Raw genomic sequence first — 14,016 nt, 5'->3', positions numbered from 1 at the left:
GGTGATCAGTCCTCGAACCCGAACGTCTTGGTCCAGTCGCACATCTCCCTTGCCTTGGCCTTGATGTCCTCCAAGGTGCTGTCCGTGAGGGAGGGGTTTATCTTCTGGGCTATGGCGGTGGCCATCTCTATGGTGCTGGCCGCGTTCCTCTCCCAGTCGGGATCGTTCCGGAAGTCCCTCAGGATGTCGTAAGTGAGGGTCTTGGGCCGGTTCTCCTTCAGGACCTCGTTTATGGCCCACTCGATCTTCTGCCCCGCCTGGTCCAGCCCCAGGTACTCCAGCATCATCTTGGAGGTGAGCAACATGGCGGAGGGGTTAACCCGGTACTGGTGGGCGTACTTGGGAACCGAGCCGCTGCAGGGCTCGAATATGGCGGTGTTCTCCCCTATGTTGCCGCTGGGGGCAAAGCCCAGGCCGCCGGTCAGTTGGCTGGCCTCGTCGGAGAGGATGTCCCCGAAGACGTTGCTGGTGACGATCACCTGGTAGTCCTGGGGGTTCTTTATGAGCCACATGGCGGTGGCGTCCGCGTTCTCCTCTATGCCGGTGATGCCGTACTGCTCGTACTCCTTGGCCACCTCCAGGAAGATGCGCTTCATCATCCCGTCGGTCTCCCGGATAACGTTGGCCTTGTTGCAGCAGTGAACCTTGGTCCTGCCGGTGGACTTGGCGTACTCGAAGGCGGCCCGGATTATCCGCTCACAGCCCACGCTGGAGAAGACCCGCCAGGAGACCGCCACGTCCCCCATCTTCCTGAACCGCTCCATCCCCTTGTGGAGGTTGAACATCTCCTCCGGAAGGGGGTGGAACTCGACGGCAGAGTAAAGATCCTCGGTGTTCTCCCGGAAGAGGACCAGGTCGATCTTTGGGTCCCCCTTGAGGGGGGAGCCCAGGTCCGGCAACGTCTTGGCGGGGCGCAGGTTTATGTAGAGGTCGAAGAGTTGCCGCATCTGGAGGATGGCGGACTTGAAGCCCTTGACCCCCGACTTGGAGGTTATGGCCGCCATCAGGGTGGCGTCCGAGGAGCGGATCTTGTCGATGGTCTCCGGGGGGACCGTGTTGCACCGGGGATCCCCCTGGCCGAACTTGTTGACCGACTTCTCCCACATGCACCAGCCCAGGTCGGCTCTTACCCAGTCGATGGGCAGGTCCATGGAGAGGAGCACCACCAGGGCCCCCTCCATCATGTCGAACCCCGAGTCGTCCCCGGGCATGTAGCAGACCTTGTAGCGGTCCTTGCGCTCCTTCACCTTCAGAACGTTGCGGCTCATGCGGAATACCTCCTTATTGGTTTTAAGAGAGTCCCAGGGACTTCTTCACGTGGGGGATGAGGCCCCCGTCCTCGATAAGGCCCTTGACGAACTCCGGGTAGGGGGGGAAGGAGAAGGTCCCCTTGGGGGTGTGGACCTGCCCCAGGTCGAAGTCGATCTCCACCGTGTCCCCCTTCTCCAGGGCGTCCACCGCCTGGGGGCACACGATTATGGGGAGCCCCTCGTTAAGGGCGTTCCGGTAGTAGATCCTGGCGAACCCCTTGGCTATGATGGCCCCTATGCCCCGCTCCACCAGGCAGGTGACCGCCTGCTCCCGGGAGGAGCCGCAACCGAAGTTCTTGCCCGCCACGATGATGTCCCCCCGCTGGGCATCCCGGTTGAACTCCGGATCCAGGTCCTCGCAGGCCACCTTGGCCATCTCGGACCTCTCCTTTATGGTGTAAGTGTACTTGCCGGGGAAGATCACGTCGGTGTTCACGTCGTCCCCGTACTTCCAGACCCTGCCCTTTATCCTCATCTACAGCACCTCCCTGGGGTCCGCTATCTCCCCCGCCACAGCGGAGGCCGCCACGGTGAGTGGGCTCGCCAGGTATATGAAGCTGTCCTTGTTGCCCATCCGGCCCTTGAAGTTCCGGTTGGCGGTGCTTATGCACGTCTCCCCGGGGGCCAGGATACCCTGGTGGTTCCCCATGCAGGGACCGCATCCCGGGTTGGAGATCACGCAGCCCGCGTCCAGGAACGTCTCCAGGAGACCCTCCTCCATGGCCTGCCGGTAGACCCGCCATGAGGCGGGGATCACTATGGTGCGCACCGCCACCTGACGGCCCTTGAGGATCGTTGCCGCCTCCCTTAGGTCCTCGATCCGGCCGTTGGTGCAGCTGCCGATGAAGGCCTGGTGGATCTGGGCCCCCTTCACCTGGTCCACCGGGGCGTAGTTGTCCACCGTGTGGGGCTTGGCCACCCCGGGTACCAGCTCCGACAGGCAGTAGGACAGCTCCTTGGCGTAAGTGGCCCCCTGGTCCGCCCAGATGGCCTCCCACTGGTCACTCTTGGCAATGTCCCTCACGTGGTCCAGCACCTTCTGGTCCGGCGGGCAGACCGCGTTCTTGGCCCCCATCTCTATCCCCATGTTGCACAAAGTCATCCGCTCCGACAGGGACATCTGGAGGATGCCCTCCCCGTGGAACTCCACGCTCATGTAGTCCGCCCCGTCGGCCCCTATGTCGCCTATGATCTTGAGGATCAGGTCCTTGGCGGATACCCCTTTGGGGAATGAGCCGGTGACTGTGATCTTCATGGACTCCGGCACCCGGAACCAGATCTTGCCGGTGGCCCAGGCGGCGGCCATCTCGGAGCGGCCTATGCCGGTGGAGAAGGCCCCGAAAGCCCCGTAGGTGCAGGTGTGGCTGTCGCTGCCTATCATGATGAGCCCCGGCAGGGCGTAGCCCTCCTCGCACATCTTCTGGTGGCACACCCCGCCCTTGCTGGTCACGTCGAAGAAGTGGGGTATCCCCTGCTCCCTGACGAACTCCCGGATCTCCTTGTGGTTCTGGGCGTGGTCGTCCGAGGGGGCTGGCACCGCGTGGTCCAGGATGAAGACGATCCGGTTGGGGTCGAAGACCCTTGAGACCCCTATCTTCTTGAAGGTCCTGGCTATGGGGGCCGCGTTGTCGTGGCTCATGCAGAAGTGGGGCTCCACGGTGACCACGTCACCGGCCTTAACCGGCCGCCCCGCCCACTTGCCGAGCACCTTCTCCGCGAAGGTCCTAGGTTCCGTCATCTCACAACCCCTCCTCAGGCCTTGGATTTGAGGTACTCGATGAGTCCCCCGGCTTCCATGATCTCCATCTCCAGGTCGGTGACCGCGTCTCCCTGGAACTCCACCCCCTGGGTCAGGTTCCTTATGACCCCCGTGGAGGCGTTCACCTCCAGTTGATCCCCGTCCCTCACCTTGCCCTCCTTGATGGCCTCCGAGAGCCCCTTGACGAAGAGGACCGGGTAGCCGTTGTTTATGGCGTTCCGGTAGTAGATCCGGGCGAAGGACTCCGCCAGCACCATGGGCACCCCTATCTCTTTGAGGCAGTAGACCGCGTGCTCCCGGCTGGAGCCGGTGCCGAAGTTGCGCCCCGCCACCACGAAGTCCCCGGGTTTGACCTCCTTGGCGAAGTTCTCCTTGCCGGGGTAATACTCGAAGGAGTACTGGGCCATCTTCTTGGGGTCCGTCTCCGCCAGGTACTTGTTGTGATATATGAGGTCCGTGTCCACGTCGTCCCCGAAGACCCAGGCCCTGCCGCGAAGAACCGCATCCTTCATGTCTGGCACCTCCCTAGCCCAGGATGTCCCTGGGGTCCGTTATGACGCCCCTCACCGCGCTGGCCATGGCGGAGGCGGGGCTCATCAGGTAGGTGTGGCTCCCCTTGCCCACCTTGCCTATGAAGTTCCTGTTGGTGGTGGAGACCCCCACGTCACCGGAGGGCAGGGCCCCGTAGTGCTCTGCGGTGCAGAGGCTACAGGTGGGGTTGGTGAAGATGACCCCCGCGGAGAGGAAGTCCTGGATCATCCCCGCCTCGGCACAGGCCTTCATGACCTCCCGGGTGGCGGGGGTTATGATGACCCGCACGTGGTCCGCCACCTTGAAGTTGGCCGCCTTGAGCACCTCGTATGCGGCCCGTATGTCCTCGAACCGGCCGTTGGAGCAGGATCCTATGTGGACCTGGTCGATCCTCTCCCCCTGAACCTCCCGGACCTTCCTCACGTTGTCCGGCGCGTCCGGGCAGGAGGCCAGGGGCTCCAGGGAGGACACGTCCACGGCGACGGTCTCCGAGTAGACCGCGTCCTCGTCGGGGCGGATCATCTCCACCCGCTCCGGCACCTCCTGGCCGGCCCTCCGGACCAGCCAGTCAAGCACCTCCCCGTTGGGCATGATGAGCCCCACCTTGCCGCTCATCTCGGTCACCATGGAGCATAGGGTGATCCTCTCCGCCAGGGAGCTGCGCTCGATGGCGTCCCCCACGAACTCCACCGCCTTGAAGAACATGCCGTCCGCCCCCAGGGTCCCCACCAGGTGGGTCAACAGGTCCCTCATGTAGACCCCCCGCTGGAATTTGCCGGTGGCGGTCACCTTCATGGTCTCCGGCACCCTGAACCATAGTGTCCCCTGGATCCAGGAGGCCACGATGTCCGTGTTGCCCACCCCGGTGGCGAAGGCCCCCACGGCCCCCAGGAGGTTCATGTGGCTGTCGGTGCCAAGGATCACGTCCCCGGGCTTGACCAGCCCGTTCTCCAGGAGCACGTGCTGGCCTATGCCCCAGTTGACGTCGAAGACCTTTGAGATCCCCTGGCGCTTGGCGAACTGGCGGATTATCTTCTGGTTGTTGGAGACCTTCTCCGAGTGGGCCGGGGCCTGGAGGTCGAAGGTGAAGGCGATCTTGTTGGGGTCCCACACCTTCCCCTCGGTGCCCATCACCTCCTCGAACTGGAGAACGCAGTTGGGCCCCCCGAAGTCCCGGGCGGTGGAAAGGTCTATCCTGCACCAGACCCGATCCCCCACCTGCACGTCCTTACCGGAGGCCCGGGCCATTATCTTCTGTATCGCCGTGCGTCCCATTTGAGATCCTCCCTCCCGCCTTCCGGGCTACTTCATGCCCAGGAAGGACTTTATGGTCTCGAAGTTCATGAAGTCCGCCTTGTTGACCATGACCCCCTCGGGGCTCCGCAGGCTCCCGTCCCCCTCGTGGGCGTGGTTGGCTATTATGTGGGCTATGTCGCTGGGGATCCCGTTCCTCATGGCGATCACCGTGCCGGAGAAGGGGTGTCTCAGGTCCTTGCCCATCTGGGACTTGACCGTCTTGCCCTCCGGGTCCTTCTCGTACTCCACCAGCTTGCCCACGTCGTGGAGCAGGGCGCCGGCGATGAGCCGGTCGTTGTCCAGCCGGTAGCCCCCCTCGTCCCGGTAGAGGGCGTTGAACTCGTCCATGGCCGCCTTGGCCATCCGGGTGACCCCTCGAACGTGGGTCAGGTAAGAGGCGGGGCAGTTGGGGATGAGCAGCGTGAAGGGTATCCGGGCCATGTCGTCCGGCTCCCAGCCGCCGGTCTTCAGCGCGTCCTCGTAGGTGGCAAGCACCTTCTCCTTGAGCTCCCGGTCGCAGATCCAGTCCACCTCCGGCAGCAACTGGGCTATGCGTTCTCTCATCTTTATCCTCCTCTCTCTTGGCGGTGCCTTGTGGATGGGCCCCGGATCACCGGCCAAGGGCCATTACCTCCTGCAGGGTCTTGTATATCCGGTCGATGTGCTCGTGGGCGGACCGCTCCGCCCGGTCCGGGTCGTGGTCCAGGATGGCCTCGTATATGGCCTGGTGCTCGTCCACGAAGACCTCCCGGTCGGTTAGCAGGGCGTAGATCCTGTCGTGGGTGGCCATTATGAGGTTGAAGTTCATCCGGACGATGTTGACGAACACGAAGTTCCTGGTGGCCTCCGCCAGGGTCAGGTGGAAGTCGAAGTCCCCCTTGGCCCGGCTCTCCAGGTCCTCCAGCCCGTCCTTGGTGGCGGATATGACCCGGCGAAGCTTGGTGAGGTCCGACGGGGTGGCTCGCTTTGCCGCCTCCCGGGCTATGGCGGGGTCCAGTATCCGCCGGGCCTCCATGAGCTCCAGGATGGCCTCGTCCTCCAGCGGTATGCCCCGGTTCTCCCCCTGGTCCTTACGGGGGCGCCGGACGAACCGCCCCTTGCCGGGGATGCTCTCGATGAGCCCCATGAGCTCCAGCACACGGAAGGCCTCCCGGAGGGAGCTGCGGCTCACCCCCAGGCTGTCCATCAGCTTCCGCTCCGGGGGCAAGGGATCCCCGGGCCTGAGGCGCCCGGCGGCGATGTCGTCCTTTATCTCCTCCACAACCTTCTCGTATATCCTGGTCTGCCTGACCCGATCCTGCGTCAACCGCATCCCTCCCAAACGGGGTCTCAATTGGACCACCCAGTGCACCTTATATACCATTCGAACGAATTGTGCAATGGGGAGCTAGTTTTGAATAGTTGGAAAATTACCAAGTTGGACCTTCCGTGGTATCCTTACAAATAGATTCACCTTGTGAGCGATCATGGGTCCGGATCGGGCCCGGCAGGGGAGGGGTCCAGTTGGGGTTCAAGGTCAACATATCCGGGTTTGGAAGCATCGAGTGTGAGATGCCCCTCACCGGGGCGGAGCTTCTGTCCCTGGCCAAGGCGGAGATGGCCCACCAGGTGGTGGCCTGCCGGGTGAACCACTACCTGAGGCCTCTCAGCTGGGTTATCGACGGGGCGTCGGATGTGGAGTTCGTGGACACCGGCAGCTTCGAGGGCATGGAGGTCTACCGGCGGACGTTGAGCTTCCTCCTGGTCATGGCCTCCAAGCGGGCCCTGGGGCAGGACGTGATAATCCGGCACTCCATGAGCGATGGCTACTACTGCGAGCTGGTGGGGGGAGAGGCCAGCCAGGGGGACGTGGAGGCCATAAGGGGGGAGATGAAGCGCCTCATCGACCTCAACATCCCAATAAACCGGGAGGTGCTCCCCCTGGACCGGGCCAAGGGGATCTTCGAGCGGCAGGGTAACCTGGACAAGGCCCGGCTCCTCAAGTGGACCGCCATGGACCCGGTGGTGGTCTACCGCTGCGCCGACACCTACGGCTACTTCTACGCCCCCTTGGCGTCCAACACCGGCCAGGTGAAGGTCTTCGACCTGCTGTACTACCCGCCGGGGATGGTGCTCCAGTTCCCCACCATATCCTTCCCGGACCGGATCCCCCCTTTTCAGGCCCCCAAGAGCCTGGCGGAGGTGTTCATCCAGTACTCCCAGTGGCTGGACGTGCTGGGGGTCACCACCATGGACAGCATTCACGAGAGGGTGACCTCCGGCAGGGGGCTGGAACTGATCCTCATATCCGAGGCGCTCCACGGGGAGGCCTTGGCCCGGGTCTCCCGGGAGATATGCGACCGGCCGGACGTGAGGCTGGTTTGCCTGGCGGGGCCCTCCGGCTCCGGCAAGACCACCACCGCAAGGCGGCTCATGGTGCAGCTCCAGGTCTGCGGCAAGCGGCCGGTGGCCATCTCCCTGGACGACTACTTCGTGGACCGGGAGAAGACCCCAAGGGACGAGAACGGCAACTACGACTTCGAGGCCCTGGAGGCCTTGGACGTGGAGCAGATAAACCAGGACCTCTCCGCCCTGCTGGAGGGCCAGGAGGTGCAACTCCCCAAGTTCGACTTCCTCACCGGCCGCAGGAAGAAGGGGAAGAGGATCAAGGTGGGTTCCGACGACGTGATAATAATAGAAGGGATCCACGGCCTCAACGAGAAGCTGACCCGGTCCATACCGGAGGAGACGAAGTACAAGATCTTCGTCTCCCCCCTCACGGGGGTCAGCCTGGACAGGCACAACAGGACCAGCACCACCGACAACCGGCTTCTTAGGCGGCTCGTGCGGGACCACCGGGTCAGGGGGCACTCGCCGGAGAGCACGCTCCTCATGTGGCCCTCGGTGATCCGGGGATCCCACCGGCACATCTTCCCCTACCAGGAGAGGGCTGACGTGATGTTCAACACCGCCCTGGTCTACGAGCTGCCGGTGCTGAAGGGCTACGCGGAGCCCCTCCTTAGGTCCGTGCCGGAGGAATCCCCCGCCTACGGGGAGGCCCAGCGGCTCCTCTCCATGCTTAGGTTCGTGCCCTTCATCCCCTCCGACGACGTGCCCAACATATCCATCCTTCGGGAGTTCATCGGCGGCAGCTGCTTCGAGGACTGACACATCGGGCCCCCGGGGGATAGACCCCGGGGGCCTTTGCCTTGGGGGCGGCTGGAAATCCGTCCAGTGGGACTGAACTCAAAAAGGGGACCCGTCAGGGTCCCCTCGGTCATCATGGTGGGCGGCACAGGGATCGAACCTGTGACCCCTGCCGTGTGAAGGCAGTGCTCTCCCGCTGAGCTAGCCGCCCGAAGCACGAGAAGGATTCTAGCACCGAATCCTCCTCTTTGCAAGCCCCCCGGTGAAGATCAGCGCTTCACGCTGTAGCTCTTGCTACCCCAGGGCTTCCCCTTGATGGGGTCCCCCTCCAGGAGCTGGAGGAACTTGTCGAAGCACTTGGGACAGCGGGTGACCTGCTCCTTGCCCTCCACCTGGAACTCGTGCTTGCAGCTCACGCAACGAAAACGACGCACCGCAGCTACACCTCCTAAGTCCTAGGTTTTCAAGCGCATACGAAGGGCGGAACGTGGGGCCGCCCACGGCCCAAATTATAATATTGGTCAGACCTTTTTCCAAGATCCCAGGGCCTCCTGGGCGATCCTCATGGCGCAGAGGGGGCCGCACATGGCGCAGCCCTGGCTGGACATGCCGGTCACCCGGTCGAACTTCCAGGGGAACAGGGCCGCCTCCCTCTGGGCGTCCCAGTCCATGGCCCTCCTGGCCCGGGACACCTCCATGTCCCGTCGGACCGCGGAGCGGATCCCCTTCTCCAGGTCCCCCACGTGGGCCGCCACCACCGAGGCCCTGACTCCCTCCGCCACGTCCTCCTCGTCGGGGAACCCCAGGTGCTCCTTGGGGGTCACGTAGCAGAGGAAGTCCGCCCCGAAGGAGGCGGCCACCGCACCCCCTATGGCCCCCACCAGGTGGTCGTAGCCCGCCGCTGAGTCGGTCACCAGGGGACCCAGCACGTAGAACGGGGCCCCCTGACAGAGCCTCTTCTGAAGCTGCACGTTGGCCCCTATCTGCCCCAGGGGCACGTGACCGGGGCCCTCCACCATCACCTGGACCCCCGCCTCCCGGCAGGCCCCCACCTGGCGTCCCAGCTCCAGTAGCTCCGCCACCTGGGCCCGGTCGGTGGCGTCGTGCCCCGATCCGGGCCTCATCCCGTCGCCTAAGCTCAGGGTCATCTGGTACCGCCGGGCTATCTCCAGTAGCCGGCCGAAGTCCCGGGCGAAGGGGTTCTCCCGGTCGTGGTGGATCATCCAGGCGGCCATGATGGAGCCCCCGCGGCTCACTATGTCGGTGAGGCGCCCCTGGTCCACCAGGTGCGACAGGGCCTGGCGGGTTAGACCGGTGTGCACCGTGACGAAGTCCACCCCCATCCTCCCGTGGAGCTCCACCGCCTGGAACATCTCGTCCTCGGTCATGTCCACCACAGGCCTGCCGGAGAGCCGGCACATGACCGCCCCGTGGTATATGGGCACGGTTCCCACCGGCACCGGGGAATGGGAGAGCACCGCCTGGAGGACCTCCCCCGCGTCGTCCCCGGTGCTCAAGTCCATCACCGCGTGGGCCCCGTTGCCCACCGCCGCCTTGAGCTTCCGAAGCTCCATCTGGACCGAGCTCTGATCTTTTGAGGTGCCTATGTTGGCGTTCACCTTGGTCCTAAGCCCCTGGCCGATCCCCACGGGCCTCGCGCAACCCCTCGATGGGTTGTAGGGGATCACCGCCAGCCCCTCCGCCACCAGCCGGGCCAGCTCCTCGGGCCCCACGTCCTCACCAGCGCAGGCCCTCTGGAAGATGGGGTCCATGACCCCCTCCCGGGCCCTGTCAATCAGGGTCATCATCCTCGACCACCCTGGCCCCTCAGCGCCCGGGAGACCAGCTGGGCCGCCTTGCGCCCCGACAGGAGCATGCCCCCGAAGATGGGGCCCATCCGGGGACCGCCGAAGGTGGCGTTGGCGGACATGCCCGCCACGTAGAGCCCCGGGAACACCTCCCGGGTGTTCTCCAGCGTCAGCTCCTCCGCCCGGTGGCTCCAGAGGGACTTCTCCCCCTCCGCCCGGCCCGTGGGGGTCATGAGCTTGCCGGGCACCTTGCGCTCCACCACCCGGACCACGTTTATGTCGTGTCCGGTGGCGTCTATTACAAACCGGCTCCGGATCGCCAAGGGGTCCACGTGAAGCCCCGCCATCTCCACCGGGGTCCAGGTGATAACGAGGCCCACCACCCGGTCCTCCCGCATGGTCACGTCCTCGGCGGTGACGCAGTTGAAGACCCTCAGCCCCGCCCGGGTGGCGGAGGAGATGAGGGTGCTCACCGCCTCCACCGAGTCGGCGGAGTAGTAGCCCTCCCCCTCGTCCAGGACCCGGACCCCGAACTCCCGGAGCACCTGGGCCCCCTCCTCCTGGACCACTATCTGGTTGAACATCATGCCGCCCCCCCACATGCCTCCCCCCAGGGACAGCTTCCGCTCGAACATGGCCACCTTGAACCCCTCCCGGGCCAGGTTGTGACCCGCCACCAGGCCGGCGGGACCTCCCCCCACTATTGCCACGTCCAGGTCCATGGAGTCCAGCAGCCTGTCCATGAACCTCCTTACGATCACCGCCGATATCCTCCGCTCGTCCAGCTCCAAGCTCACCATCTCCTTTCGCTTGATACGACCCAGGGAGGCTGGGGCGGGGCCGGGGATGAAACGAGGAAGGCCGAGCCGCCCTCCGTTGTGGAAGGCGGCCCGGCCTTATCCATCGGCTTGAACCGCTCTCTTCTTGCGAAGGGCCTCCCTGCGCCGGTATTAACCGGTGCCGCTAAACCGCGACAGCGCCCCTTGGGCGCTCAGGTTCGAAGGGTCTGCGGGTCCTCCCGCACTCTCAGCCCCAGATCAGGAGCTCCCCCGTGATGTGTCAAGGTTCGATCCGACTAAAGCCCGTAATCTAAAACAAATGATACACGTGAGCCATTGTCATGTAAAGCCCTATCCCCATGAGGCCCATCGCCGCCCAGGTCCTGATCTTCCCCTCCCTCCGGGCGATCCACCCCTCAAGGCCCGGGGGCAGTAGCCTCAGCCCCGCCGCCATGAGCACCGGGGGCAACCCGCTACCCAGGCCGAACGCCATGGCCCCAAGCAGGGCCCCCACGGGTCCCATGCTGGCCGCCTGGGGGATCACCGCCCCGAAGAGCGCCGCTGCCCCCTCCGGGCAGGGCACCAGGGAGAGCAGGATCCCCGCCGCGGCGGCCCCCAGGTGCCCAGACCCCGCCGCCCGGGCCCCCCGCTCCGCCAGGGGCCTCATGTCAAGCCATGGGAGGGCCTTGAGCATGGCGCAGGAGGAGAGGATCAGCAGGGGACCTGCGGCCCTCTGGACCAGGAGGATCGGAAGGCTTAGGGCCCCCAGGGCGGAGATGGCGAGCCCCATGAGGCCGTGGGCCGCCCCCCGGGCCGCCAGGTAGGCCCCGGCCCGCCAGAGATGCCCCCTTGAGCCGCCCCCCAGCACCGCGAAGGCGGCGGCCAGCTGATACACCGCCCCGCAGGGAATGAGGGACGACGTGGCTCCAAGCAGGGCGAATAGCCCAAGATGGAGGGGGGAGATCACCGGTTGACACCCCCAAGGAGGCGGGACAGGTGCCCCATCAGGTACCGGTCGAAGTCCCCCTGGCTGTCCAGGTGGCCGTATGGGTCCCTGAGGGGGATTCCCTTGCCGCCGGGCCCCAGGAGCAGTAGCCCCCCCTCCGGGAGATGGTGCCGCTCCATCAGCTGGACCGCCCCGTCCCCCCAGGATACCTCCCGCACCCGGACGGATCCCCTGAGGATCAGGTCCCCCAGCTCCCCCGCCATGGCCCCCTTGAGCCGCTCCCTCAGCCTCCGGCAGGACGGGCAGTACCCGTCGGGGCTTAACAGGATCACCTCCGCATAGGTTCCATCGAGCTGGACATGGGCCCGCTGCTGGCCCCTCTGGGCCATCACCTCTCCCGCCCCGTAGCCCAGGGAGATGAGGGCGAAGACGGACATCACGATTCCCAAGATCCTCACCGGAACACCCCCATTTATGTTGTCGAACTTGAAAATGAGCGAATGGGGCATTATAAACAGAAGGCATCGGTTCCAACAAGTTGGGAGGTATATGGTGAATGGCTAAACCGTGGTGGAGGGAGGGGGCGGAGACCCTCTTCTGGGCGTTAGTGCTGGCGCTGATCCTGAGGACCTTCGTCATCCAGGCCTTCTGGATACCCAGCGGCTCCATGGAGCCCACCCTGGAGCCTGGGGATCGGGTCCTGGTGCTCAAGTTCTGGTACCATCTGCCCAACGTGGCCCCCAAGCGGGGGGACATGGTGGTCTTCAAGTATCCGGTGGACCCCAGGCGGGACTTCGTGAAGCGCATAATAGGCCTCCCGGGGGACATGGTGGAGATCCGGGGAGGCAACGTTTTCGTCAACGGCATAGGCCTGTCGGAGCCCTACGTGGTGAACCCCGACGACTTCGACATGACGCCCACCAAGGTTCCGGAGGGCAACTACTTCTGCATGGGGGACAACCGCCCCAATTCCCAGGACAGCCGCTACTGGGGGTTCGTGCCCAAGAGCATGATCCGTGGTCCGGTGGTCTTCCGCTACTGGCCCCTGAGCCGGCTGGGGGTGCCCAGGTAGATGGGACGCACCGTATGGTACCCGGGCCACATGGCCAAGGGAAGGCGTCAGCTGGAGGGGCTTCTGGACGCCCTGGACCTCTGGATAGAGGTCCGGGACGCCAGGGCCCCTCACCTCACGTCCTCCCCGTTCATGGAGGCCGTGAAGGGGCTTAACCGGTGGGTGGTGCTCTCCCGGGCGGACCTGGCGGACCCGGCGGTCACCGATCTGTGGGTGAAACACCTGAGATCCAAGGGGGTACCCTGCTGGGCCCTGGACGCCCGGAAGCAGGCCCCGTCGGCCATGATGAGGCAGATCCGGTCCCTGGCCCCCGCCCACCGGGAGGTCCGGCTGGCGGTGGTGGGGGTCCCCAACGTGGGCAAGTCTGCCCTGCTCAACCACATGATAGGCAGGAGCTCCGCCAAGGTGGGGAGCATGCCGGGGGTGACCCGGGGGGTCTCCTGGTTCCGGGGCGACGGGATCATGATCGTGGACTCCCCGGGGGTGCTGGACCCCCGGTCCGGCGCCCTGGTCCACCGCCGGCTGGCCTGGCTCAACGCGGTGAAGGGGGCGGTGGTCTCCTCCCCGGTGGACCTGGCGGCGGACTGCCTGGACTGCCTTTCCCGCCTGGGGCTCCTCCGGGACATCATGTCCCACTGGGGAGTTGAGGTGGAGGACCGACCCTGCCATGAGATCCTGGGGGCGGTGGCGGAGCGGCTAGGCAAGCGCCTCAAGGGCGGCGTGCTGGACCTGGACGGGGCCGCCAAGGCCTTCCTGGAGGCCTTCGCCTCCGGCAGGCTGGGCCGGGTGAGCCTGGAGGTGCCCGGGAGGCCCCTGGTTCCATGACGGTGGCGGGGGTTGACGAGGCGGGCAGGGGGCCCCTGGCGGGGCCGGTGGTGGCCGCTGCGGCGGTGCTGACCCGAGATCAGGCCCGGGAGCTGATGGCCCTGGGGCTCAAGGACTCCAAGGCCCTCTCCCCCCGGAGGCGGGAGGCCCTCTTCGAGGCCATCCGCTCCCTGAACGTCCAATGGAGGGCCCAAGCGGCCTCCTGGGGCAGGATAGACCGAACCCATGTGCTAAAGGCCTCCCTTTGGGCCATGGGGATGGCGGTGATGGCCCTTCCGGTGAGGCCCCAGCTGGTCCTGGTGGATGGCTCGGTGCCCATAGAGGGGTTGCGCATACCCCAGCGGTGCGTGGTTAAGGGGGACTCCAAGGTGCCGTCGATAATGGCCGCATCGGTGATAGCCAAGGTGCTTAGGGATCGGGTCATGTTAGCCCTGGACCGGCTCTACCCCCAGTACCGCTTCGCCTCCCACAAGGGCTACCCCACGGAGGAGCACCGGAGGATCCTGTCCCAGCTGGGTCCCTCCCCGGTGCACCGGCGGAGCTTCTCGTTCAGGAGGATCTGAG

Annotated in this window: 16 protein-coding genes and 1 tRNA gene; 4 read left to right on the top strand and 13 right to left on the bottom strand. The window is 65.3% G+C overall.

Annotated elements, in window-relative coordinates:
• Nucleotides 1-5 precede the first annotated feature (5 nt).
• From TACI_RS07045 to TACI_RS07015, 7 genes are read right to left on the bottom strand one after another with little or no spacing between them, the layout of a single operon-like run.
• A complete protein-coding gene (locus TACI_RS07045; protein WP_012870110.1) occupies nucleotides 6-1,268 on the bottom strand; it encodes an isocitrate/isopropylmalate dehydrogenase family protein in 1,263 nt (420 codons plus the stop codon).
• Between the two features lie 22 nt (nucleotides 1,269-1,290).
• Complete coding sequence (locus tag TACI_RS07040; protein WP_012870109.1) at nucleotides 1,291-1,785, bottom strand: 3-isopropylmalate dehydratase small subunit; 495 nt, start codon at nucleotides 1,783-1,785, stop codon at nucleotides 1,291-1,293.
• Nucleotides 1,786-3,048, bottom strand: a complete 1,263-nt coding sequence (locus TACI_RS07035) for a 3-isopropylmalate dehydratase large subunit (RefSeq protein WP_012870108.1) — start codon at nucleotides 3,046-3,048, stop codon at nucleotides 1,786-1,788.
• Nucleotides 3,049-3,062: 14 nt separating this feature from the next.
• Nucleotides 3,063-3,581, bottom strand: coding sequence for a 3-isopropylmalate dehydratase small subunit (locus TACI_RS07030; RefSeq protein ID WP_012870107.1), 519 nt, complete (start codon nucleotides 3,579-3,581; stop codon nucleotides 3,063-3,065).
• Nucleotides 3,582-3,594: 13 nt separating this feature from the next.
• A complete protein-coding gene (locus TACI_RS07025; RefSeq protein ID WP_012870106.1) occupies nucleotides 3,595-4,875 on the bottom strand; it encodes a 3-isopropylmalate dehydratase large subunit in 1,281 nt (426 codons plus the stop codon).
• A gap of 27 nt (nucleotides 4,876-4,902) precedes the next feature.
• Entirely contained in the window at nucleotides 4,903-5,460 is a 558-nt protein-coding gene (locus tag TACI_RS07020) for an HD domain-containing protein (RefSeq protein ID WP_012870105.1), read from the bottom strand.
• Nucleotides 5,461-5,506: 46 nt separating this feature from the next.
• Complete coding sequence (locus TACI_RS07015) at nucleotides 5,507-6,208, bottom strand: FadR/GntR family transcriptional regulator (RefSeq protein ID WP_164925202.1); 702 nt, start codon at nucleotides 6,206-6,208, stop codon at nucleotides 5,507-5,509.
• Nucleotides 6,209-6,399: 191 nt separating this feature from the next.
• Between TACI_RS07015 and TACI_RS07010 the strand changes: the two genes are divergently transcribed.
• On the top strand, nucleotides 6,400-8,043 hold the full coding sequence (locus TACI_RS07010; RefSeq protein WP_012870103.1) for a nucleoside kinase: 1,644 nt from the start codon (nucleotides 6,400-6,402) through the stop codon (nucleotides 8,041-8,043).
• A 115-nt stretch (nucleotides 8,044-8,158) separates the two neighbouring features.
• On the opposite strand, the gene TACI_RS07005 is transcribed toward TACI_RS07010, so the two are convergent.
• The 6 genes from TACI_RS07005 to TACI_RS06980 all read right to left on the bottom strand — a co-directional run bounded on the left by TACI_RS07005 (nucleotide 8,159) and on the right by TACI_RS06980 (nucleotide 12,013).
• A tRNA-Val gene (locus tag TACI_RS07005) sits at nucleotides 8,159-8,233 on the bottom strand.
• 58 nt (nucleotides 8,234-8,291) lie between these two features.
• Complete coding sequence (locus TACI_RS07000) at nucleotides 8,292-8,456, bottom strand: hypothetical protein (RefSeq protein ID WP_012870102.1); 165 nt, start codon at nucleotides 8,454-8,456, stop codon at nucleotides 8,292-8,294.
• Nucleotides 8,457-8,543: 87 nt separating this feature from the next.
• Nucleotides 8,544-9,827, bottom strand: a complete 1,284-nt coding sequence (thiC, locus tag TACI_RS06995; protein ID WP_164925201.1) for a phosphomethylpyrimidine synthase ThiC — start codon at nucleotides 9,825-9,827, stop codon at nucleotides 8,544-8,546.
• The gene (locus TACI_RS06990) at nucleotides 9,827-10,627 is read right to left on the bottom strand and encodes a sulfide-dependent adenosine diphosphate thiazole synthase (RefSeq protein WP_242601090.1); all 801 of its coding nucleotides are present in this window, start codon (nucleotides 10,625-10,627) and stop codon (nucleotides 9,827-9,829) included. Before TACI_RS06990 ends, thiC begins: the two co-directional genes overlap by 1 nt.
• A 292-nt stretch (nucleotides 10,628-10,919) precedes the next feature.
• On the bottom strand, nucleotides 10,920-11,576 hold the full coding sequence (locus tag TACI_RS06985; RefSeq protein WP_012870099.1) for a hypothetical protein: 657 nt from the start codon (nucleotides 11,574-11,576) through the stop codon (nucleotides 10,920-10,922).
• A complete protein-coding gene (locus TACI_RS06980) occupies nucleotides 11,573-12,013 on the bottom strand; it encodes a hypothetical protein (protein WP_164925200.1) in 441 nt (146 codons plus the stop codon). Before TACI_RS06980 ends, TACI_RS06985 begins: the two co-directional genes overlap by 4 nt.
• Nucleotides 12,014-12,111: 98 nt before the next feature.
• Here TACI_RS06980 and lepB point away from each other — a divergent pair, with 98 nt between their 5' ends.
• The 3 genes from lepB to TACI_RS06965 are packed head-to-tail and all read left to right on the top strand — an operon-like array spanning nucleotide 12,112 to nucleotide 14,015.
• Nucleotides 12,112-12,627: a signal peptidase I gene (gene lepB / locus TACI_RS06975; protein ID WP_012870097.1), complete on the top strand. Its 516-nt coding sequence runs from the start codon at nucleotides 12,112-12,114 to the stop codon at nucleotides 12,625-12,627.
• Nucleotides 12,628-13,452 carry a YlqF/YawG family GTPase gene (locus TACI_RS06970; protein ID WP_012870096.1) on the top strand — a complete coding sequence of 275 codons (825 nt, stop codon included), beginning with the start codon at nucleotides 12,628-12,630 and terminating at the stop codon, nucleotides 13,450-13,452. It abuts the gene before it with no gap.
• On the top strand, nucleotides 13,449-14,015 hold the full coding sequence (locus tag TACI_RS06965; RefSeq protein ID WP_012870095.1) for a ribonuclease HII: 567 nt from the start codon (nucleotides 13,449-13,451) through the stop codon (nucleotides 14,013-14,015). Before TACI_RS06970 ends, TACI_RS06965 begins: the two co-directional genes overlap by 4 nt.
• Nucleotide 14,016: the final 1 nt, after the last annotated feature.

The organism is Thermanaerovibrio acidaminovorans DSM 6589 (assembly GCF_000024905.1).
Classification (GTDB): Bacteria; Synergistota; Synergistia; order Synergistales; family Synergistaceae; genus Thermanaerovibrio; species Thermanaerovibrio acidaminovorans.
Note: the sequence above shows the minus strand (reverse complement) of the source record. Positions and strands in the feature narration are given on the sequence as shown.

Coding starts and splice junctions, on each gene's coding strand:
- TACI_RS07045 (WP_012870110.1), bottom strand. CDS start 1,268: ATGAGCCGCAACGTTCTGAAGGTGAAGGAGCGCAAGGACCGCTACAAG.
- TACI_RS07040 (WP_012870109.1), bottom strand. CDS start 1,785: ATGAGGATAAAGGGCAGGGTCTGGAAGTACGGGGACGACGTGAACACC.
- TACI_RS07035 (WP_012870108.1), bottom strand. CDS start 3,048: ATGACGGAACCTAGGACCTTCGCGGAGAAGGTGCTCGGCAAGTGGGCG.
- TACI_RS07030 (WP_012870107.1), bottom strand. CDS start 3,581: ATGAAGGATGCGGTTCTTCGCGGCAGGGCCTGGGTCTTCGGGGACGAC.
- TACI_RS07025 (WP_012870106.1), bottom strand. CDS start 4,875: ATGGGACGCACGGCGATACAGAAGATAATGGCCCGGGCCTCCGGTAAG.
- TACI_RS07020 (WP_012870105.1), bottom strand. CDS start 5,460: ATGAGAGAACGCATAGCCCAGTTGCTGCCGGAGGTGGACTGGATCTGC.
- TACI_RS07015 (WP_164925202.1), bottom strand. CDS start 6,208: ATGCGGTTGACGCAGGATCGGGTCAGGCAGACCAGGATATACGAGAAG.
- thiC (WP_164925201.1), bottom strand. CDS start 9,827: ATGACCCTGATTGACAGGGCCCGGGAGGGGGTCATGGACCCCATCTTC.
- lepB (WP_012870097.1), top strand. CDS start 12,112: ATGGCTAAACCGTGGTGGAGGGAGGGGGCGGAGACCCTCTTCTGGGCG.
- TACI_RS06970 (WP_012870096.1), top strand. CDS start 12,628: ATGGGACGCACCGTATGGTACCCGGGCCACATGGCCAAGGGAAGGCGT.
- TACI_RS06965 (WP_012870095.1), top strand. CDS start 13,449: ATGACGGTGGCGGGGGTTGACGAGGCGGGCAGGGGGCCCCTGGCGGGG.